Source organism: Cyclobacterium xiamenense (genome assembly GCF_009467825.1).
Classification (GTDB): Bacteria; Bacteroidota; Bacteroidia; order Cytophagales; family Cyclobacteriaceae; genus Cyclobacterium; species Cyclobacterium xiamenense.
Genome location: NZ_WIOK01000002.1, coordinates 275,755 through 296,507, shown reverse-complemented (window position 1 = coordinate 296,507; position 20,753 = coordinate 275,755). Strand labels below are relative to the sequence as shown.

13 protein-coding genes are annotated in these 20,753 nt (G+C 50.6%); 7 read left to right on the top strand and 6 right to left on the bottom strand.

The annotated features are described in order from the left end of the window. Window positions 1–751, bottom strand: a 751-nt coding sequence (locus GCU44_RS02655; RefSeq protein ID WP_241684813.1) for a carboxypeptidase-like regulatory domain-containing protein, incomplete at its 3' end; no start/stop codon positions are given. Window positions 752–2,533: 1,782 nt separating this feature from the next. Between GCU44_RS02655 and GCU44_RS02650 the strand changes: the two genes are divergently transcribed. The 6 genes from GCU44_RS02650 to GCU44_RS02625 all read left to right on the top strand — a co-directional run bounded on the left by GCU44_RS02650 (window position 2,534) and on the right by GCU44_RS02625 (window position 11,086). Further along, complete coding sequence (locus GCU44_RS02650; RefSeq protein WP_154853397.1) at window positions 2,534–2,770, top strand: hypothetical protein; 237 nt, start codon at window positions 2,534–2,536, stop codon at window positions 2,768–2,770. Between the two features lie 328 nt (window positions 2,771–3,098). Beyond that, on the top strand, window positions 3,099–3,350 hold the full coding sequence (locus GCU44_RS02645; protein WP_154853395.1) for a hypothetical protein: 252 nt from the start codon (window positions 3,099–3,101) through the stop codon (window positions 3,348–3,350). Window positions 3,351–5,757: 2,407 nt separating this feature from the next. After that, window positions 5,758–6,471, top strand: coding sequence for an NUDIX hydrolase (locus GCU44_RS02640; protein WP_154853392.1), 714 nt, complete (start codon window positions 5,758–5,760; stop codon window positions 6,469–6,471). Further along, entirely contained in the window at window positions 6,446–7,927 is a 1,482-nt protein-coding gene (locus tag GCU44_RS02635; protein ID WP_154853389.1) for an alpha/beta hydrolase family protein, read from the top strand. The genes GCU44_RS02640 and GCU44_RS02635 overlap by 26 nt, the downstream gene beginning before the upstream one ends. Then, window positions 7,924–8,436 (top strand): YdeI/OmpD-associated family protein, encoded by a 513-nt coding sequence (locus GCU44_RS02630; RefSeq protein WP_154853386.1) that lies wholly within the window; start codon window positions 7,924–7,926, stop codon window positions 8,434–8,436. The genes GCU44_RS02635 and GCU44_RS02630 overlap by 4 nt, the downstream gene beginning before the upstream one ends. A gap of 2,212 nt (window positions 8,437–10,648) precedes the next feature. Further along, window positions 10,649–11,086 (top strand): DUF6526 family protein, encoded by a 438-nt coding sequence (locus GCU44_RS02625; RefSeq protein ID WP_092175721.1) that lies wholly within the window; start codon window positions 10,649–10,651, stop codon window positions 11,084–11,086. 23 nt (window positions 11,087–11,109) lie between these two features. Here the strand turns inward: GCU44_RS02625 and GCU44_RS02620 are convergent, their stop codons facing one another. The 4 genes from GCU44_RS02620 to GCU44_RS02605 all read right to left on the bottom strand — a co-directional run bounded on the left by GCU44_RS02620 (window position 11,110) and on the right by GCU44_RS02605 (window position 16,912). Continuing rightward, complete coding sequence (locus GCU44_RS02620) at window positions 11,110–13,284, bottom strand: bifunctional alpha,alpha-trehalose-phosphate synthase (UDP-forming)/trehalose-phosphatase (protein WP_154853383.1); 2,175 nt, start codon at window positions 13,282–13,284, stop codon at window positions 11,110–11,112. Between the two features lie 286 nt (window positions 13,285–13,570). Further along, window positions 13,571–13,930, bottom strand: a complete 360-nt coding sequence (locus GCU44_RS02615) for a hypothetical protein (protein ID WP_154853380.1) — start codon at window positions 13,928–13,930, stop codon at window positions 13,571–13,573. 1 nt (window position 13,931) lies between these two features. Continuing rightward, on the bottom strand, window positions 13,932–16,343 hold the full coding sequence (locus GCU44_RS02610; RefSeq protein WP_154853377.1) for a penicillin acylase family protein: 2,412 nt from the start codon (window positions 16,341–16,343) through the stop codon (window positions 13,932–13,934). Then, window positions 16,340–16,912, bottom strand: a complete 573-nt coding sequence (locus GCU44_RS02605) for a DUF2911 domain-containing protein (RefSeq protein WP_154853375.1) — start codon at window positions 16,910–16,912, stop codon at window positions 16,340–16,342. Before GCU44_RS02605 ends, GCU44_RS02610 begins: the two co-directional genes overlap by 4 nt. A gap of 257 nt (window positions 16,913–17,169) precedes the next feature. Between GCU44_RS02605 and GCU44_RS02600 the strand changes: the two genes are divergently transcribed. Further along, window positions 17,170–18,207, top strand: a complete 1,038-nt coding sequence (locus tag GCU44_RS02600; protein ID WP_154853373.1) for an endonuclease/exonuclease/phosphatase family protein — start codon at window positions 17,170–17,172, stop codon at window positions 18,205–18,207. Here the strand turns inward: GCU44_RS02600 and GCU44_RS02595 are convergent. Continuing rightward, window positions 18,176–20,467 (bottom strand): efflux RND transporter permease subunit, encoded by a 2,292-nt coding sequence (locus GCU44_RS02595; RefSeq protein ID WP_154853370.1) that lies wholly within the window; start codon window positions 20,465–20,467, stop codon window positions 18,176–18,178. The two genes, GCU44_RS02600 and GCU44_RS02595, sit on opposite strands and share 32 nt — an antisense overlap. Window positions 20,468–20,753: the final 286 nt, after the last annotated feature.

Here is a 20,753-nt window from a genome sequence, read left to right as displayed (position 1 = left end):
GGATCACACCAAAGGCCGCACGAGCACCGTATACGGCCGCTGCTGCCGCATCTTTCAATACCGAAACGCTTTCGATATCGTTGGGATTCACCCGGTTCAGGTCCATGGGAACGTTATCCACCAGCACCAGAGGGGAACCACCGTTGATGGACTGGAATCCGCGGATATTGAATGAGGGACTTTGGGAAGGATCACCGTTTCGGGGGGCGATGTTCAGGTTGGGGATCACCCCTTGAAGTCCTTCCGCCACGTTGGCAATGGGCCGTCCTTCCAGGCGTTCGCTGGTAGCCACGCCCACGGCACCGGTCAGGTTGACCTTTTGCTGCGTACCATAGCCCACCACGACCACCTCGTCCAGGTTAGCGGTGCTTTCTACCAGGGAGATATTGATGGTCTGTCGGTTTCCTACTTCTACGGTCTGGCTTTCAAACCCGATAAAGGAGAACACCAGGGAAGCACCGTCGGGAACGGTTAGCGAGTACTTGCCATCCAGATCGGTGGCCGTACCAATGGAGGTGCCGGGCACCGAGACGGTGGCACCGGGGATGGGTTCGCCGTTCGCATCGGTAACGGTACCGGAAACGGTCACATCGAATGCTGCAGCCGGCTCGCTCTTTTCGATTTTATCGATAGAAGCCCGCTCGGGAACCGTAAGATTTTTCAGGTTCCTGTCCAGTCGCTGTCCCTGCGCCGTCAAGCCGCTGGAAAGGACGAAAAACAGGATTGCTACCATCAATGAGATCCGTTTCATTGGGAAGCAAATTAGTAGATTTTTTTTCATATTGGATTGTTGTTAATTTGAAAAGTCCGGAAAAGAAATTAGCCGGATCACTGATTTTAAATTCTCTGAATTTTTCTTCTCATAGGCGGTTTAATTTAGGGATGAATGGTCAATTTACTGGATGTAAGCGAACACACCCTATTATTTTTTTAGTTTATATCGGTACTGATTTTGCTAAAAAAGGGGGTGCACTTACTTGTTTCGTCGCACGTGTCTGTATGGCTAATAACTTTTGATTTTTTTTCCCGAATACTACGGATTTTCTTTTCAATAAAAAATACTCAGGGGGAAATATTTTCCCTAATCTGAATAATTTTTCTTCTAAAATCACAAACATCGAAAAAACAGCATGTTGGGAAAAGGGAACGGGCTAACGTGTATGGATCGGCTTTGTGGTAGTGTCGCTGGATTGAAATTCAGGCCTGATGGTTATGTTCGATACGGGCTGGGCTTTGGGGTCTGGCTTTTTTGCATTTGGGACATGATTCGGATTCAGGTAGTGGGTAAAATGGGAATCGGTTAGTTATTCACCACAGATGGCCACGGATTCGCACAGATTTTTTTGGCAGGAAAGTTGGTTAAGGGTTAAATGGCGTTTGAATGGCCGGGCTTTCGTGTCCGGCCTTTTGTTTTAAGACCTTGTTTTTTGTCCAAACGTGGTGGTTAAGGGTTAATAGGGTTCGGTACGAGTTGAGTTGTAGTTTTGGGTAAATGGGCAGGAGCGGTGGAATTGGATTCAGTCGGGGTGGTTAACGTGGCTTGGAATGGGCTGAGGTGTAGTTTCGGGCAACCAGTCAGGAGCGGTGGTTTGGGATTCAGGCGTGTTGGTTAAGGGTTAAATGGCGTTTGAATAGCCGGGCTTTCGTGTCCGGCCTTTTGTTTTAAGACCTTGTTTTTTGTCCAAACGTGGTGGTTAAGGGTTAATTGGTTCGGTACGGATTGAGTTGTAGTTATGGGTAAATGGGCAGGAGAGGTGGAATTTGAGTCAACGGTGGTGGTTAAGGGTTAAATGGTTCGGTATGGGTTGAGGTGTAGTTATAGGCAAACAGGCAGGAGCGGTGGAATTGGATTCAGTCGGGGTGGTTAACGTGGCTTGGAATGGGCTGAGGTGTAGTTTCGGGCAACCAGGCAGGAGCGGTGGTTTGGGATTCAGGCGTGTTGGTTAAGGGTTAAATGGCGTTTGAATAGCCGGGCTTTCGTGTCCGGCCTTTTGTTTTAAGACCTTGTTTTTTGTCCAAACGTGGTGGTTAAGGGTTAATAGGGTTCGGTACAGGTTGAGTTGTAGTTTTGGGTAAATGGGCAGGAGAGGTGGAATTTGAGTCAACGGTGGTTGTTAAGGGTTAATTGGTTCGGTACGGATTGAGTTGTAGTTATGGGCAAACAGGCAGGAGCGGTGGTTTTGGATTCAGTCGGGGTGGTTAACGTGGCTTGGAATGGGTTGAGGTGTAGTTATGGGCAAACAGGCAGGATCGGTGGTTTTGGGTTCAGCCGTGTTGGTTAAGGGTTAAATGGCGTTTGAATAGCCGGGCTTTCGTGTCCGGCCTTTTGTTTTAAGACCTTGTTTTTTGTCCAAACGTGGTGGTTAAGAGTTAATTGGCTCGGTATGGGTTGAGTTGTAGTTATGGGTAAATGGGCAGGAGCGGTGGTTTGGGATTCAGGCGTGGTTGTTAAGGGATAAAGTGGTTCGTTATCGGCTAGGCTTTTGGGTCTGGTCTTTTTTATAGGAACCAACTTTCGAAGCATACGCTAATTTTGATTGAACGTCTACGATTGAAAGAAGCGGGCAGGCCGGCACAAAACGGGGCCTGTCCTGACGGGAGTCAGGAGGGCGCAGAAGGTTTGCGGGGGGAAGGATTTTTTTGTCTTGACTTTTTTGGTACTTTTTGGGTCAAGCCTGTCCTGAGTAGCGTAGTGAATCAGGGCCAAAAAGTACAGAAGGAAAAAGCCATTACTACCACCATTAACCTTCGTCCTGCCATTAAAGCCTGACCTGAATGGAACCATATCGGGTATTTGGGCAGGATAGCTGGTTCATGGTTAATTGGCATTTATGCGTTGTTGGGGATTCGTTGGTAGTGGTCCCATACGTGACTCGGCATTGGCGGAAAGTTTGTACCAGTAGCAGCCAGTTCGTTAGCCAATGCAGCAACCGAGGTATTAACCTGACCCTTCCCTCGGCTTACCCGGGGCTAGCATCTTTTCATCCCTGTCGGGGTTTGGTTTTAGATACCCGGGTAAATTTTTACGTTTTAAAAACCCGGCGATTGGAATACTGAATTTTGACACGTATATTGTCGTATACCTGTAACAGGAGGGAATGATGATCAATACAAAGCAAGTAAAGCAACGATTAAAAGAAAGGATCGATAACCTTTCAGAGGATAAGCTTCGGGATATCGAGGAATTTATTGAATCGTTGGAACCGAAGGATAAAAAAGCGGCTTTTCTATCTTTTGCCGGATCCTGGGATGACCTGGATGATGAAACGTTTCGTGCGTTTACAAATAACCTGGAAGAACGAAGAAAGACAAAGAGGTTGAGATTTTTCGATGAAACCAGCTTTGATTGATACCGATATCGTTTCGTATTTTTTGAAAGGAAACGACAACGTCAATTTGATGTTCCAGCAGTACCTAAGGCAATTTGAAAACATCCATATAAGCATTATCACCTATTACGAAATTGTCAGCGGGTTGACATTCAAGGATGCTAAAAAACAACTTTTGATTTTTGAACACTTTTGTTCCACTCACTACTACCCTACTTTACCTAACCAAGGACTCAATTCGTAGATCTGCTGCGATCTATTCCGAGCAGAGAGCCAAAGGAGAAACCATTGATGATATAGATATTTTGATTGCCGGTATCGCTATCTCAAACAACTTGTGTTTGGTTACAAATAACGTTCGGCATTTTGGAAAAATTGAAGGCCTTGTTGTTGAAAATTGGAACAATTGACATCAGCGACGGTGGTTATGTTCGATCTGGGCTGGGCTTTGGGGGCTGGCCTTTTTGCATCTGGGACATGATTCGGATTCAGGTAGTGGGTAAAAGGGAATCGGTTAGTTATTCACCACAGATGGCCACGGATTCGCACAGATTTTTTTGGCAGGAAAGTTGGTTAAGGGTTAAATGGCGTTTGAATGGCCGGGCTTTCGTGTCCGGCCTTTTGTTTTAAGACCTTGTTTTTTGTCCAAACGTGGTGGTTAAGGGTTAATTGGTTCGGTACGGGTTGAGTTGTAGTTTTGGGTAAATGGGCGGGATAGGCGGTATGGGAGTCAGCCGTGGAGGTTAAGGGTTAATAGGGTTCGGTACGGGTTGAGGTGTAGTTATGGGTAAATGGGCAGGATAGGCGGTATGGGAGTCAACCGTGGTGGTTAATAGGGTTCGATACGAGCTGGGCTTTAGGGTCTGGTCTTTTTTGCATTTGGGGCGGTGTAGCTCCAGGCGTGGTGGTTAAAATGGCTCCCAAGGGGCTGAGGTTTAGTTTTGGGCAAACAGGCAGGAGCGGTGGAATTCGGTTCAGTCGGGGTGGTTAAGGGTTAATAGGGTTCGGAACGGGTTGAGTTGTAGTTATGGGCAAATAGGCAGGATCGGCGGTATGGGATTCAAGCGTGGTGGTTAAGGGTTAAATGGTTCGGAACGGGCTGAGTTGTAGTTTCGGGCAAATGGGCAGGAGAGGCGGTATTAGATTCAGCCGTGGTGGTTAATGGGGTTCGGTATGGGCTGGACTTTGGGGTCTGGCCATTTTCCTGTTTGAGGGTATGGTTTTTTTTTGCAGGAACTTATTTTCGAATTATCCACTAGTTTTGAACGAATGGTATTAAAAAAGCAGAGCGGGTGGGCCGACAAAAAACCGGGCCTGTCCTGACGGGAGTCAGTGGCCTGTCCTGACGGGAGTCAGGAGGGCGCGGGAGGTATGCGGGGGGAAGGATTTTTTTGTCTTGATCTTTTGGTACTTTTGGATCAAGCCAAAAGTACAGAAGGAATTAGCGTTAAAACAAGGAGTACAACCTGTGTCTTGGCATGCCCTTTTCCTAAAGCCAGGTGACTGATTAAGACCTGGCTTTTTTGCATTTGGGGCAGGTTTCGGATTCAGTGGCGGTGGTTAAGGGTTAAATGGTTCGGTACGAGTTGAGTTGTAGTTATGGGCAAACAGGCAGGAGCGGTGGAATTGGATTCAGTCGGGGTGGTTAATAGGGTTAATGGGTTCGGTAGGTGGTTTGTTGGTAGGGAGGCTATCTTCGGCAGTTGGTCGGTAATTTGGTAGGGTTGTGGTGGGTAAGGGTTTAATTGTTTAATCGTTTAGTTGGTTCGTTGTCAGGTAAATTCAAGAACAAACGGTAAAACAAACGGTAATAGGAGCAAAATCCGGGAAATCACACCTGCGTCAAGCCATCCCCCGCATGGGCGAAAAGCCTGCTCCGGTAGTAACCCGCGCCTTCGGTCCAGGCCTGAAGGGCCTGAACAATCCTAACCGTGGATGCAACCCAAGGATAATGCAAGCAGGTACCTCCCAACCCCGAAAGGGGTTGAACCTACCGTGTACGGGCGACGCAAGCGGTATTCCTGTAAGAATACCATCCCTTGATCGGCAGTCGAAATGACCCTATCGATGGCGCGCCGAATTAGCAGGGCCGTGTCCAAACCGTTCCAGGCCTTTATTCAGTGCAATAGCGGATTTAAAAAAATTACGTCCACAGGCTCCTTGCAAAAGATGCTCCCTGTACCGATTCGCCAATACTTGGTTGACAGGGGGTGTCGCTCCCGCCCAAAGGTAATCATTCATTCCCGCCCGGTAATTTCCTGGCTTTTGGCTACCGGAGATTGACAATCGAAAAAAAAATGGTTAAACTTACTCGAGGATAGTATCAATGCAGGAGTTTTAAGTACTAATGGGAACCGCTGGAAACCAACTGCTGCACATCGAATCTAGCGGTAAAAAGGAATTTGCGAGCGAATTAATCCATACAAAAATGATAAAATACTCCAATCAGACCCGGATATTGGTGGCTGTGGATTGCATAATTTTGGGGTTTGATGGCAAAGACTACAAATTGCTGATGGTGCAGCGGGGATTTGCCCCGGAAAAGGAAAAATGGAGCCTGATGGGGGGATTCCTGCAGCCCCGGGAATCCCTGGATGAAGCGGCTGTCCGCATCCTGAAACAACTGACCGGTCTGGAAAACGTGTACCTGGAACAAATGCACACCTTTAGCTCCCCCAACCGCGACCCGGTAGAGCGGGTGGTTGGCGTGGTGTACATGGCCCTGATCGACATCGAAAAATACGAACGGCAAATCAACGACGATTTCCACGCCCGTTGGTTTTTGATGAAAGAATTGCCGCAATTGATTTTTGACCACGAAGAAATGGTCCAAATGGCCCTGAACCGCCTGCGCTACAAAGCGGCGCTACACCCCATCCTTTTCGAACTGTTGCCGGAAAAATTCACGCTGCCCCAGCTGCAGGCGCTGTACGAAGGGCTCTTCGATACCAAAATCGACAAACGCAATTTTACCCGAAAACTGCTGTCCAGCAAAATCCTCACGAAAAAGGGGGAGAAGGATAAGTCTTCCTCCAAAAAAGGAGCGTATTTTTATTCCATCAACGAAGCCATCTACCGGGACAACGGACAAGCCATGCTCAACCTGATTCCAAGAAATGAAATCCCAGCGGCCACGGAATAATCCTGCCTTTGCGCAGCTTTGCTCGTTTTCACGACCGCAAGCGGCGTTTTTCGCGAGGCGCCTGCTATCCTGCCTCTTGCTGGCCGGTAGCTGCATGGTTGCGTTTGCCCAAAGCCCCGATATCAGCGGCTCCTGGAAGGGAGAGCTGGATGTAGGCCTGCAAAAGCTCCCACTGCACTTCCACTTCCAATGGGCCGATTCGGTCTGGAAAGGAAGCATGGATAGCCCACAGCAAAATGCCCGCGGGATCCCCCTGTCCGAGGTACAAGCAAACGGCAACTTGCTCTACCTGCAAATCGAAGCCATCCGGGGCAGCTACGAAGGGGTGCTGCTGGGACAGGCGATACAGGGGACCTTTCGGCAAGCTGGCATGGAATTTCCCCTGACATTGACGCCCTTCGCAGGAGAAGAAACGGTCTCCCTTCGTCGTCCGCAAACGCCGGAGGGGCCCTTCCCTTATGAAATCCTTCGCACCGGTTTTGTAAACGAGGCAGCCGGTATTCTCTTGCAAGGTACCGTGACCATCCCGGCAGGTCCCGGCCCGTTTCCGGGCCTGGTGCTGGTAAGCGGCTCGGGTCCGCAAAACCGCAACAGCGAGATCTTTTCCCACCAGCCCTTTTGGGTGCTGGCCGATTACCTGACCCGGCAGGGAATCATCGTGTTGCGCTACGACGATCGGGGTGTGGGAGAATCAGAGGGCAACTTTGAGGAGGCAACAACGGCGGATTTTGCGAGCGATGCCTGGGCAGGGCTGGCCCGACTGAAAGGCCTTGAAAAAATCGATACCCTGCGTCTGGGAGTGGTCGGTCACAGCGAAGGCGGACTGATTGCCTGGATGATGGCTGCCGAACAACGAACGGACTTGTCGTTTATCGCTGCCCTGGCACCGCCGGTCGTTTCCATCGATGCACTCATGGCGCAGCAGACCTACGATCTGGTACGGGGCAGCGGAGCCTCGGAGGAACTGGCACAAGAGCAAACGAAAATCAATCGGCAACTGTACCAAGCCATCAAAGAGGCCCCCGATCCGGAAGCGGCCCGGGAGGCGCTTCTTCCCCTGCTGGAAACCCATTTTGTCTCGCCCACCGCAGACAGCAGCGCCCGGAAAAAAGAAAAAGAAAAGCTCTGGGAGCAGTATGCGCCCATGACCTCGGGCTGGTTTTTTGCGTTCATCAAAATGGAACCGCAGCAGTACATCAAACAAATCCAGGTGCCCGCCTGGGTGGCTTTTGGCAAGAAAGACCGGCAGGTCAACGCCGCAGTAAATGCACAGGCCCTGAAGGAAATGGGCCTGGAACGGGTGGAAGTCCACCAGTTCGAGGACTTGAATCACTTGTTTCAACAAGCGCCTACCGGGGCTGTATCCGAATACGGTAGCCTGGAAGAAACCTTTCACGAGCCGGTCATGGAAAAGCTGGCCGACTGGATCAACCGCCCAACCGACCCGGGGCCATGACAAGGGAATTTACCGCCGAGCTTTGCCGTTTTGATTCAAATCTCTGGCAATTTCACCTGCCCGTACCGGAGGAGGTGGTGAAAGAATTGACCAAAGCGGGAAACAAGCGCGTGCGGTGCACACTCAACGGCGCGGTCGACTTTCCCGCAGCGCTGATGAAAGGCAAGGAGTATTGGTACCTACTGGTGAATAAGAAAACCAGAACTGCGTTGGACTTAAACCCCGGCGTGCAGGTGCGGGTGCAGTTGGTCTCGGATGCATCCGAATACGGGCATCCGGTTCCCGAACCACTGCAGGTATTGCTGGAGCAGGACGAGGAATTTCACCGGCTTTTTCGTGCCCTGACCAAGGGCAAGCAGCGCAGCCTGATTTACCTGACCGGAACAGTAAAGAACCCAAACAGCCAGCTCAACCGGGCATTGGCCATTATGAGCCAGTTGAAGGAAAGCGGCGGCAAACTCGATTTCAAACAACTCAACGAAAAAATCAAGTATTACAACAACCTCTAGGGGAACCTGCTTGGACCGTTGGGCTCAGTAGGTCTGAGCGCGATGGACAAAAAAACTTCTATGCCCTTATAGGATTCCATCCATTTTTTTTGAACCATAGAAGGCATACAAGGAAATCTAAGCGGGGTGAATTCTTTGCGCTGAAGGCTTCGGAGTCGACTTGTAGCTTTTTTTGGGGGGAAGTGGTAACGGAGTTGACTTCAGCGGATGGGGCTAAAACAACGTTTATTTTCATATCGGCTCTTTCCGACTATTGATCATGCGCTCCGCAAAAGCAGGCCTGAAGGGCCTGAACAAAAATAACCGTGGGTGCAACCCACGGCTCGGTGACCATAAACTACCTCCAACCCCGGAAGGGGTTGAATCGACTAGTGATGGTGCCTGGTTTTTCGAGACGAACGGGCTTCTGGTAAAAAAGAACCGCCCCTCATCAAAAAACAACTTATACGCCCTTCTATGGTTCCATCCATTTTTTTGAACCATAGAAGGCATATAAGGAAATATAAGCGGGTTGAAATCTTAGCGCTGAAAGCGCGCCACACCACAGCACAGGGTGAAGCCCTGTGATCGATAGGCAGACCGATACCCCAAGCGCTGAAAGCGCGAAATACCACCATCAATCGAAAAAAAAATCATCCCCCACCCAAAAACCAACTTATATGATCTTATATGTCCTTCTATGGTTCCATCCATTTTTTTTTTGAACCATAGAAGGCATACAAGGAAATCTAAGCGGGTTGAAATCTTAGCGCTGAAAGCGCGCCACACCACAGCACAGGGTGAAGCCCTGTGATCGATAGGCAGACCGATACCCCAAGCGCTGAAAGCGCGAAATACCACCATCAATCGAAAAAAAATCATCCCCCACCCAAAAACCAACTTATATGATCTTATATGTCCTTCTATGGTTCCATCCATTTTTTTTTGAACCATAGAAGGCATATAAGGAAATCTAAGCGGGGTGAATTCTTTGTGCGGACGGCTTCGGAGTCGACTTGTAGCTTTTTTTGGGGGAAGTGGTAACGGAATTGACTTCAGCGGATCGGGCTGAAACAACGTTTTTTTTCATATAGGCTGTTTCCGACTATTCATTATGCGCTCCGCAAAAGCAGGCCTGAAGGGCCTGAACCAAAATAACCGTGGGTGCAACCCACGGCTCGGTGACCATATACTACCTCCAACCCCGGAAGGGGTTGAATCGACTAGTGATGGTGCCTGGTTTTTCGAGACGAACGGGCTTCTGGTAAAAAAGAACCGCCCCTCATCAAAAAACAACTTATACGCCCTTCTATGGTTCCATCCATTTTTTTGAACCATAGAAGGCATATAAGGAAATATAAGCGGGGTGAATTCTTTGCGCGGAAGGATTCGGAGTCGACTTGTAGCTTTTTTTGGGGGAAGTGGTAACGGAGTTCACTTCAGCGGATGGGGCTAAAACAACGTTTATTTTCATATCGGCTCTTTCCGACTATTGATCATGCGCTCCGCAAAAGCAGGCCTGAAGGGCCTGAACCAAAATAACCGTGGGTGCAACCCACGGCTCGGTGACCATAAACTACCCCCAACCCCGGAAGGGGTTGAATCGACTAGTGATGGTGCCTGGTTTTTCGAGACGAACGGGCTTCTGGTAAAAAAGAACCGCCCCTCATCAAAAAACAACTTATATGCCCTTCTATGGTTCCATCCATTTTTTTGAACCATAGAAGGCATATAAGGAAATACAAGCGGGGTGAAATCTTAGCGCTGAAAGCGCGCCACACCACAGCACAGGGTGAAGCCCTGTGATCGATAGGCAGACCGATACCCCAAGCGCTGAAAGCGCGAAATACCACCATCAATCGAAAAAAAAATCATCCCCCACCCAAAAACCAACTTATATGATCTTATATGCCCTTCTATGGTTCCATCCATTTTTTTTGAACCATAGAAGGCATATAAGGAAATATAAGCGGGTTGAATTCTTTGCGCGGAAGGCGCGGAATACCTCAGCCCAGGGTGTAGCCCTGTGACAACATCCTTTCATGCCTCCGCCTTCGACAAGCTCAGGCATCGGCGTCCCCGTGGGCTGAGCCTGTCGAAGTCCACCGCATGGAATGATCAATTTTAATCCAAAAGGAGTCAATTCTTCCCTGACATTTCTTACTTTCGTTCCGAGACTGGTTTTTTCTGAAGCCAGGACGGCTGTTTTCTTGTATTGCTAAATTTTTCACGTATGCAAAACTACGCTAACCATACCCGGTATTACCCCCTGCATCACTACGTGGTGACCCCACTTACGTTGATTTTACTCTCCTGGTCGTTTTGGAACCTGGCCGAGGTGTTCGCTGCCGGAGGAGATTGGCTGCGCGAACTCTACCTGGTATTGGTCGCCGCTATTCTCTTTTTACTGCCCGTTATTTCCCGGATTTATGCGCTGAAAAACCAAAATCGGATCATTCGCCTGGAAATGCGGCTGCGTTACTTTCAGCTCACCGGAAAACCCTTTACCCACCAGGAAAAAAAGTTAACCATGGGGCAAATCATCGCCCTTCGCTTTGCCAGTGGCAGGGAACTCATCCCGCTGATGGACCGGGCAATTGGGGAAAAGCTAAGTCCACGCCAAATCAAAAAAGCGATTCAAGACTGGCAGGGCGATACGCTACGGGTGTAGCACCGGAGCGCACCATCCCGCCATCAATCGATCAGGTTTTTTAGCAGGCCGCGTACTTCGGTGGGGTTTTTGACGTTGTAATTGGCTTGGGTATAGGCATAGCCTACCCGGATGGTGTAGGCCGTTTTGGGCATGGCTTTGAAGGTATCTTCGTCGGTCCAGTCATCCCCCAGAGCCATCACAAAGTCGTATTCTTCTCCCCGCATCATGGCCAGCGCGGCCCGGCCTTTGTTGATATCGGGCCGCTTGATTTCCAAAACCATGTTTCCTTCCAACACCTGCAGGTTATGCCCACGCGCCATGTATTTCAGGTGACTGAAGAGTTCCCGCATCCGCAGGTCTCCCAGGCCACTTTCCACTTTGCGGTAATGCCAAACCAGGGAATGGTGTTTCTCTTCGATAAAAGCACCCGGCGTACGCAGTACGTAATACTCCATTACCTGGCGAATGTCTTCTTTCCAGCTATCGTCCACATCGGCATACAGGGCCCAATCTCCGTCCTGATCCTTCTTTTTGAGCCAGACGCCGTGTTCGGCAATCATGTCTACCTGCTGTCCGCGAAACCATTTACCGAGCGTTTCCTTATCCCGGCCGCTGATGATCACCACCTGGCAGACCTGCGAAAGGGCTTCGATCAGCCCGAGCAATTCTTCGTCCGGAAAGGCATCTTGCGGGCGGCTTTTAAAGCCTACCAGCGTGCCGTCGTAATCCAGAAATACGATGGGGCGCTGGGCGGACTTGAACGCAGCGATCATTTGCTTCGTTATCTTTTGATCCATGGCCTTGGATTCCAGATCCGTTTGCCGCTCTTTAACATGTTTCAGTCGATCCATAAATACCTTGACCCACTGAAAGATATCGTATTTCTTCAGGCTGCTTTGCATGGAACTGATGCGCAACTCCTGCTCCTCAGGATCCATGGTTAAGGCCTCCACGATTGCATTCTTCACCCCTTCCTGATCGTTTGGATTGACCAGAATTGCATCCACCAGTTCTTTGCTGGCACCCGCCATTTCGGACAGGATAAGGACGCCCTGTTTGTTGGTTTTGCTGGCAACAAACTCCTTGCAAACCAGGTTCATCCCGTCCCGAAGGGGGGTAACCAGGGCAATGTCGGACATGGTATAAAAGGCGCTCAGCTCATTGAATGGAAAACTGCGGTAAAAATAATGCACCGGCACCCAGTTCAGGGTGGAATACTTGCTGTTGATGCTGCCGACGAGGGTGTCGATTTCCTCCTTTAGTTCCTGGTACGATTTCACCCGGTCCCGGGAAGGTACCACCACCATGATCATGGATACCTTGCCGTGGTATTCGGGGTGGTCTTCCAGCAGCAAGTCAAAGGCCTTGATTCGCTGGGGAATGCCTTTGGAATAATCCAGGCGGTCGATGGTAATCAGCAATTTCTGGTCCCCAAGCATCTCCATAAATTTGGTGACCGTGCGCTGTGTTTTCTTGCTGACGGCGGCTTTGGCAAATTTATCGTAATCAATGCCCATGGGGAAGGAATCCACGTTGACCAGGCGGTTGTCTGCCTGGATGAATCCGCTTTCGTTCGAAAGCCCCAGAATTCGCCCAACGGCGCTGAGAAAGTGCCGCATGTCGTCGTAGGTATGAAACCCGATCAGATCGGATCCGACCATTCCTTCGAGCAACTGTTTTCTCCAGGGAAGCATGCGGATGATTTCGTAGGAAGGAAAGGGAATGTGTTGAAAAAAGGCAATGGTGGCTTTTGGCAGCTTGTTCCGGAGCATCATGGGCAACAGCAGCAATTGGTAATCGTGCACCCAGATGGTGTCCTCGGCATCGGCCTTGGCCAGGATGGCATCGCAAAACTTCTGGTTTACCCGACAATAGGCTTCCCAATACGCGTCTTCGTAATTGATGTATTGGGTGAAATAATGAAAAGCCGGCCAAATGGTCTCGTTGCTAAACCCCTCGTAATACAACTCCACGTCCTGTTTGGTTAGAAACACCGGCGCCATTTTTAGCTTTTTCAGCTCGTCCACGATTTCCAGCCGCTGGCTTTCGTCCGCTACGTCATTTCCGGGCCAGCCGATCCAGATATTTTCTCCTTCCTTGTAAATAGACCCCAAACCGGTTGCCAATCCTCCTGCGCTGGGTTTGAATTCAAACTTTCCGTTTTTGTGTTGAAGGCTGATGGGTAATCTATTGGAGACAATGATGGTTTTTGACATGTCGTACGATTGCTTGTTGGTAGAAAAAGAGTTCGTATAGGGTTCGATAAAAACGATGAAATGATGGACTAATTTACTAAAAAAAGCCTTAAAAAAAAACCGCAGAGCGAATCCGGCCGGATCGAATGCGGGTAAAATACGCAGCCGCGGCCCCGTCCCGAATGTTGAAAAGCAAGCAGGCGCCAATATCGGGCAAAGAGACCGATTAATCCCGAAAACCGGGACAAAAGAAGCAGCATATCGCCAAAAAACCGGCTGTCTGCACCCCCCGGGTATCCGGCAAATTTTAGTAAAACTTGTTTCGTTGGACCAGCTTTCCGAGCAGGTTTCCTGTCAGTGCACTGGTTCCGCCTATCAGAAACCCCATCACGGCGGTAATTCCCGCCAACACCAGGCCGTTTTGCATGCCCATGATTTCCGCAACCTGATCAGGCAAATCGGATCCGGATGCGGACCAGGTGAGCAGGGGAACCAGCAGCCAGACCAGGCCAACGCCCAGTGCCCCCCCGATAAATGAATGAAAGGCAGGCCCCTTTAGCCAGAGTGCCAGACCGGCAATCCCGACCATGATGACCCAGTAGGGCCAGTATCCGCCGAATAAATAGGCGATCAATCCACTTAGCAGTACCTGTATCACTACGCGCATCTCAATCCGGTTTGAAGGTTGTTTTGAAAAGGATTCCTTCCCTATCGGAAGCGGTTCGCAAATCAATGCGCAGGTACTCACCCGAAGCCCATTTACCTACCAGATTGGCATAAAAGCGGCTTCCGGGGTTTCCCGACTGACCTCCCGGATATACGCCGTAGGCCTGTATGGGTTCGCCCATTTCCACCACCATCCGCCAACCAGGGCCCCAGTCATCGCTGGTGGCATTGACAATATTGCGGCCACCGCCTACCGGCAGGTCTTTTTTGCTGAAAGAACGGAAATTCGGGATCAAATGGGCGATGACCGTTCCTTTGTAGGTGGCCCAATTGAGCGAGTCCGGGAGAACCTCCCTTGCTTCCATCTCCTGAATCATGGCTTCAAAACCAGCATTGACCCAGTGGGTGGCGGTCTCCTGTTCTTCCGTGGCCGGGTTATCAAACCAGGGAGCCGCCGGCGCGGTTTGAAGCAGGGAGGAAAGTACGTATTTGGCAGGATAGACGATCGGAAGCCCCTTGCTATCCCAACTTCCATAGAGTTCCGATTCCAGGTGGCGCCACCAGGACGTGAACAGCGCGGGCGCCGCCAGGTCGGGATTGGCCTGGTACTCCCAGGCCTGCAATTTTTCGATCCACTTCAAATTTGGCGCGGTATAGTGGCTGCTATCCAGGGATTCCAGCAAAAAAGGCAAGGTTTCCGAGGCATGCATGTCAAAATTATCCACCTGCAATTCCATCATGTGTTCCACCGTGATGTCCTCCATTTCGGACAGACGTTGGTCAATGCGCCGGTTTCGGTGGTACTCGTAGGCGTCCGCAAAAACGTAATAGGGGTAATTGTCGGAGGCGCTGTGCTGATTGGCGGACTGCACAAATCCCCTTTCCGGGTTCATTTCCCGCAGTTGATGGGCATCGGGAATCCAGCCCTTCCACTCAAAATCGGGATTGCTGCCATCCATCAGGTACTTCCCCTGCCCCCTCCATTTGATGGGGAATTTTCCCTGTACTGCCATGGCGATGTCGCCATCGGCAGCAGCAAAGGCAAAGTTCTGTGCCGGTGCAACATAGCTCGAAATGGCCTCCAGGAAATCGGCGTGATTCCTTCCTTTATTCAACTGGATAAACGTTCGCTGCTCGTTTGAGGGCTCGAATGCCGTCCATTTCAAGGCAAAATCCACAGGCTTTTTTTCTGTCATGAAGTTTTTGTCGTACACCACGGGCCCGTAGTGGGTGTAAATCACGGTGTCGATGTAATCGCTTTGCCCCTTGATCCCTATGGTTTCCAGCCGGGTGGTGCTTTGGATCCATTGCCCGTTGTAAAGGTATTCTTTCCGCGAGCTGCCTTTGAAGGTGATTTTGTACCAATCTTTCACGTCCCGGTCGGCGTTGGTCAGCCCCCAGGCCATGTGTTCGTTAAAGCCAATGACCACACCCAGGGCACCGGGCAAACTCCCGCCCTTTACGGAGAATTCGGGCGTACTGAGTTGGATGGCATACCACAATGATGGAAGGTTGAGTGCCAAATGGGGATCATTGGCCAGGATGGGGTTGCCAGAGGCGGTTTTGCTACCCGAGACCGCCCAGTTGTTTGACCCGTAGCCGGGTTCTTTTCCAGGCAGCGCCTTCGAAATCAGGTCGCTATCGGGATAGCTCAGGCGGGGAGGGCGCGGACTTCCTGCCCGAAATCCCCAGCGTTCTTTGGAAACCACCGGAACCACGCCTTCCGGATACTCGGGAAACAGGTTTTGCATCCAGGATTCACCAAATAGGTTTCGGAAATTGGTATAGGCAAAATCACTGTCGCCGGACAGGGTTTCGGCCATATTCATCAAAAATACCAGGGATTTATACGGACTCCAGGGCTCGGGCCGGTAATCGAGCAATTTGTATTCGATGGGAAGTTTGCCAGGATCCAGCTGCGTTATGTAGGCGTTTACGCCCTCGGCATACGCCTGCATCAGGGCAATCAGTTCCGGGTCCGTACGCTCCAAAAAGGCCAGTTTCGTCTCCGCACCAAAGGCCAGTCCCTTTCGCCGCATTTCCCGATCGTAGGGCAGGGCCATTTCGCCCACCACCTCGGAGAGACGGCCCTCGGCTGCGCGAACCTGAAATTCCATTTGCCACAGCCGGTGGGCGGCCGTAACATAGCCTTGTGCGCGAAATAGGTCGGTCTCGTTTTCGGCAAACAGGTGGGGCACCAGGTGCGCATCGTAACTGACTTCTACGGGAGCCGTCAGGCCTTCCAGTTCGAGGGATTCTTGGGGATTCCGATCTTCACTGTAGGTATTTTGCCAAACCCCCCGGAAAGGGTCAAAAACGCCTACCAATGGCGGAAGCCCGGCCAGGTTGATGGACAGGCCTACGGCCACCAAAAGGGTGAGGGTCAGGGAAAAAAAGAATCCGACGTATTTCATTCAATGGTGATCGGCAAGACGAGTTTTTCCCATTTCACGTGCAGCCCGTCCGAAACGAGTTCGATGGACAGCCATTCCTGACTTTCGTCCACCCAGGTGGGCGTAACGTCTACGCGGAGCACGTCATGTTCTTCCTTGTACTGGAAGTGCCCGTGTTCAAGGTCCCACTCGGAATTCAAAATAACCGTCCAGGGCTCGTCTTCCCGCGGGATGGTAAACAGGGAATATTTTCCTGCTGGCAAAGGCTCTCCCTCCACCAGTACGTCCGCTTCCAGGCTGATATAGGTGGCCTCATTGGCTCCCGTTCGCCATACTTCCCCGTAAGGAACCAAATCGCCCCAAATTTCCCGTCCTTTAATGCCGGGTGAACCGTATTGCACGGCAATGGTTTTGTCACCAATTTTTCCTGAAATGGACTTCAAGGGACTGGCTCGTTCCTCCCCGGTAGTGGCGGCCACTTCGGTAGATGCGTCCGACTCGGAGCTGGTGTTGGGACCGGAACAAGAAAAAAGAAGCAAGGCCAACGCGAGGCTAAGGGAATAATAAAGATTGTAGTTATCTATACGCATGTGAACAAAGGGTTAATTTCATCCTAATTTATGTATTTTTTTTCTACCCTACCACCTCCCAGGATTATAAAACCGTTAATTATCCACCCTGCAGGCTTCATCGGTCGGCCTTCATCGGGCGCAAGGCAGCGTTTTTCAGCGGTGCAAAACTACTAACGCATCCGGGGATAATTTCGCGATCGCCGGCAAAAAAAACGGATTTCTTTTATTCGGTATAGGTTTTTTTTCCCAATTTGTGTCGAATTAACAGCGATCTTATGCGGCTTATCATTGGCATCATCTTTTTTGTTTCCCTATTGCTATTTTTCAGCGTGTATGTATCTCCGGAAAATTGGGGGTATTCCGGATTGTTCTCCCTGCTGATTCCTGTTTTTTTGCTGCTAAACCTTTTTCTGGTTTTTTTATTACTGTTTGGGAGGTTACGGCTGATGGTCTTTCCCCTTCTCGCCCTGCTCATTGGCTGGAAATTTCTATCCGTCACCTTTCAATGGAATACCCCGGACCGCACCACCGAGGGGTTTTCGATCCTGAGCTACAACGCCATGCTTTTCAACAATAACTGGGGGCATACCAATGAGGAATTGATCCTGAATTCGGTGCAATGGGCCCGGGACAATCCCGCCGATATCAAGTGTTTTCAGGAATTCTACCAGGACTATACCACGCCTTCGAAAAATGCGCTAAAGATCCTAAGCAACGAAGGAACCTACGAGCATGCCTTTTTGCCGGTGGATGGAAATCCGAAAAAAAAATCCTTCGGCATTGCGATTTTTAGCAAGTTTCCCATTATTAATAGCGGGAAGGTATTTGACAACAAACGAAACAACGGAGCCATGTTTGCCGATATCAAGATCGACAAGGATACGATCCGGGTATACAACACCCACCTGGAATCCATGAATATCCGTGCCGCTGATCTGGACAACCTAAGGGGAATCAAAAACCAATACCGAAGCACCATCAAAAAACTCAAGCATGGCATTCACCTGCGCGCTGCTCAGGCACGTATCCTGAAAGAGCACATCGAGAACAGCCCCCACCCGGTAATCCTTGCAGGGGATTTTAACGATATACCTTACAGCTATACCTATTTCAGTTTTAAAAAATTGCTGAAAAATGCCTTCGAGGAAATGGGCCGGGGCTTTGGATTTACCTACAACAAGGTGCTGTTTTTTCTGCGGATCGACAATATCTTTTTCAGTGCTCCCCTGCAAGTACTCCAGTTCCGAACCCATCGGGAGGTGGATTATTCGGACCACTACCCTATTTCCGCATCGTTTGCTTTTCCGGATTGATAGCCCCGAAGCGGTTGTGCAGGTGTTTTTGTAGCGGCCGCAACAAAAGCGGTAACCACAGCAGGTCGGCCAGCAGGGCAAACAAAAGCGACAGGCTTACCAGAACCCCCGTAAACCAGGGAATCTCCAGCTCGCTGAATGCCAGCACCAAAAAACCGGAGGAAAGAATCAGCGTGGTGAGGATAATCGCCTTCCCGGTGGTCAGAAAGGTCCGCCGAACGGCTTCTTTCAGGCCCATCCCCTTTTCCAGTAGCATGCGCAGGTTGCTCATAAAATGAATGCTGTCGTCCACGGCAATGCCAAACGCAATCGCAAAAACTATGGAAGTGGACAGCTTAAAATCAATGCCCAGTACAAACATCACCCCGCCTACCCAAATGAGCGGCACGATATTGGGCACCATGGCGATCAGGGCTACCCGCCAGGACCGGTAAAGTAGTCCCACGATCAACGCCACCAGAAAAAAGGCAAAACCCAAGCCGGCAAATACTTTCTCTGTCACTTGTTCGTGGCTTTTATCGATCAAAAAGGAAGTTCCCGTAAGCCGCACCTGCAGCAAGTCCGGGTCCAACTCCCGGTCCACAAAATCCGCCAGCCGCTCGTGTTGGCGGTGCCCCAGGTAGCTTCCGTTATCCGGGCTGCGGGCAGAAATCCTCCCGGCATCCAGGCTATCCGTCCACAATTCCCGATCGTTTTCCCGAATCCATCGATCCAACATGGGGGCCATCCGTTCGAATCCGCCTTCCGAAGGCAAGGCAAAGGCCCTGGGATTTCCTCCATTTTGCGCTTTGTTAACGGCTTTGACCAGGGTGAGTGGAGACAGCACATTCCCCGTTTCGTAGTTCTCCTGGATGAAGTTTTCCAGCCTTTCGATTTCCTGCAGTACGGCATAGTCAAAGAGGTCCCGCCCGGGATCCTTGATGCGAAGAGATACTTCCAGCGGCTTGGACCCATCGAAAACCTCGTCGAAAAAGGTAAAATCTTCCTTGAGCGGGTGATCCTCCGGCAAGCTGTCTACGATGTATCCGTTGGTTTGTATGCGAGCCATACCCCAACCGGCCAGCAGGCTGAGGCCGATAAAGCCCAGGCTAATACCCGCCTTGTTCTCCCGTAGTTGGTCATAGACCTGTTGAAGCGCCTTGTCCCAGCGTCGGGCCCAGCGGTGGTTTTGGGAAGAGGCTAGCGGGGGAAAGGCATACAGCGCCCAGGGAAGGATCGTGACCAGGGCCAAAAACAAGAAAAGCACACCCAAACCCGTGTAGAGTCCAAACCAACGTAAACTGGTGATTTGGGTAAAATACAAGGAAACAAAGCCCAGCGAAGTGGTAAGTGCCGTCAAAAATACGGGAAGGGTCAACTCCCTGCTCATGGACGCCACGGCCGCCTCCTTGGGCATACCGCTGCGCAGGGAGTTTTGGTAATGATTCAAAAAATGCACCAGTCCGCTCAGCCCGATCACCATCAATATCGGGGGCTGCATGACCAGCATCACGTCCAATTCCCCACCGGTGGCTAGCAGAAAGGACCCTGCCCAGAAAATTCCCAGCACGATAATGGCAAAGGGGAGCAAAACCGCCCACCAACTACGGTACAGTACCCACAGCAGAAAGAGCACCCAGAGGCCTGCCAGACCCATGAACAGCGAAAATTCCTTTTGGAGCAAGTCGACAAACACCCCCTGCGCCTTGATCTTACCAGCCATCCGGTAATCCGGAATACCCGAAGAACTAACGGCCGATTCGATGGCGACATACAGGGAATCCCCTGCCTCTTTTCCGATCAATTGCTTATTTTTTAGGAGCAGCAAGAGGTATTCATCCGAGTCACTGAGCAGGTTTCCGCTCCATTGATCGTCTTCCGAGAGGCGCTGCGCGGACTTTTCGAGGGCTTCCCGGGACGACCAATCCAGAATGGGACGAAAGCGGACGCCAAAGGGTCCGATCAGCGGCTCCTCCTGCTGCAACAGCGAAACCATTGACTCCACTCCCGGCAGCGCGGCAAGTTCTTTTTCCAGGGCCAGGGCCCTCTCCAGAAAAAGGCTATCGTAAATAGTAGGCGTGTTCCCCAAGGCAAGCAACAGGTAATCGTTGTCGTTTTCAAAGGTCGAGCGGTATTCCTGGTAAAAGGCCAAGTCCGGGTCGTCCTGCTGGAAAAAATTTTCGAAATCGTAATTAAACCGCAAACCTTCCCAAATCACTGCAAAAAAAACGGTCAGCGATAGGGCCAGAAGCAGCCGCCAAAAAGCCTTATTTTTCGTCATGGTTGTTCGCTCTCATTTCCGTAAGTTGATCTGCGCATCGCTGCTTCCGCATGGGATGGCGAATGCCTCCAAACATACGCAATTATCCGGCGGAATGAGGCGATCGGCAGCAAAAGGTCGATTAAACCTTTCCGGTTCCAGTCAGGCCGGCATTGACCGGCGCTGCTTTCCCTGCTTTTTTTTTCGGTAGTTTCGATGAGTTTCCGGCTGCCTATCCTAGCTCTCAAAACAGGCCACTCGCTAAGAACAACCTTAGAATTAAACAAACGGTTTGGCCGCTGGCATA

Excerpts from the sequence above, each read along its gene's own strand:
- GCU44_RS02645 (WP_154853395.1), top strand. The coding sequence starts at position 3,099 with ATGATGATCAATACAAAGCAAGTAAAGCAACGATTAAAAGAAAGGATC.
- GCU44_RS02640 (WP_154853392.1), top strand. The coding sequence starts at position 5,758 with ATGATAAAATACTCCAATCAGACCCGGATATTGGTGGCTGTGGATTGC.
- GCU44_RS02635 (WP_154853389.1), top strand. The coding sequence starts at position 6,446 with ATGAAATCCCAGCGGCCACGGAATAATCCTGCCTTTGCGCAGCTTTGC.
- GCU44_RS02630 (WP_154853386.1), top strand. The coding sequence starts at position 7,924 with ATGACAAGGGAATTTACCGCCGAGCTTTGCCGTTTTGATTCAAATCTC.
- GCU44_RS02625 (WP_092175721.1), top strand. The coding sequence starts at position 10,649 with ATGCAAAACTACGCTAACCATACCCGGTATTACCCCCTGCATCACTAC.
- GCU44_RS02620 (WP_154853383.1), bottom strand. The coding sequence starts at position 13,284 with ATGTCAAAAACCATCATTGTCTCCAATAGATTACCCATCAGCCTTCAA.
- GCU44_RS02615 (WP_154853380.1), bottom strand. The coding sequence starts at position 13,930 with ATGCGCGTAGTGATACAGGTACTGCTAAGTGGATTGATCGCCTATTTA.
- GCU44_RS02610 (WP_154853377.1), bottom strand. The coding sequence starts at position 16,343 with ATGAAATACGTCGGATTCTTTTTTTCCCTGACCCTCACCCTTTTGGTG.
- GCU44_RS02605 (WP_154853375.1), bottom strand. The coding sequence starts at position 16,912 with ATGCGTATAGATAACTACAATCTTTATTATTCCCTTAGCCTCGCGTTG.
- GCU44_RS02600 (WP_154853373.1), top strand. The coding sequence starts at position 17,170 with ATGCGGCTTATCATTGGCATCATCTTTTTTGTTTCCCTATTGCTATTT.
- GCU44_RS02595 (WP_154853370.1), bottom strand. The coding sequence starts at position 20,467 with ATGACGAAAAATAAGGCTTTTTGGCGGCTGCTTCTGGCCCTATCGCTG.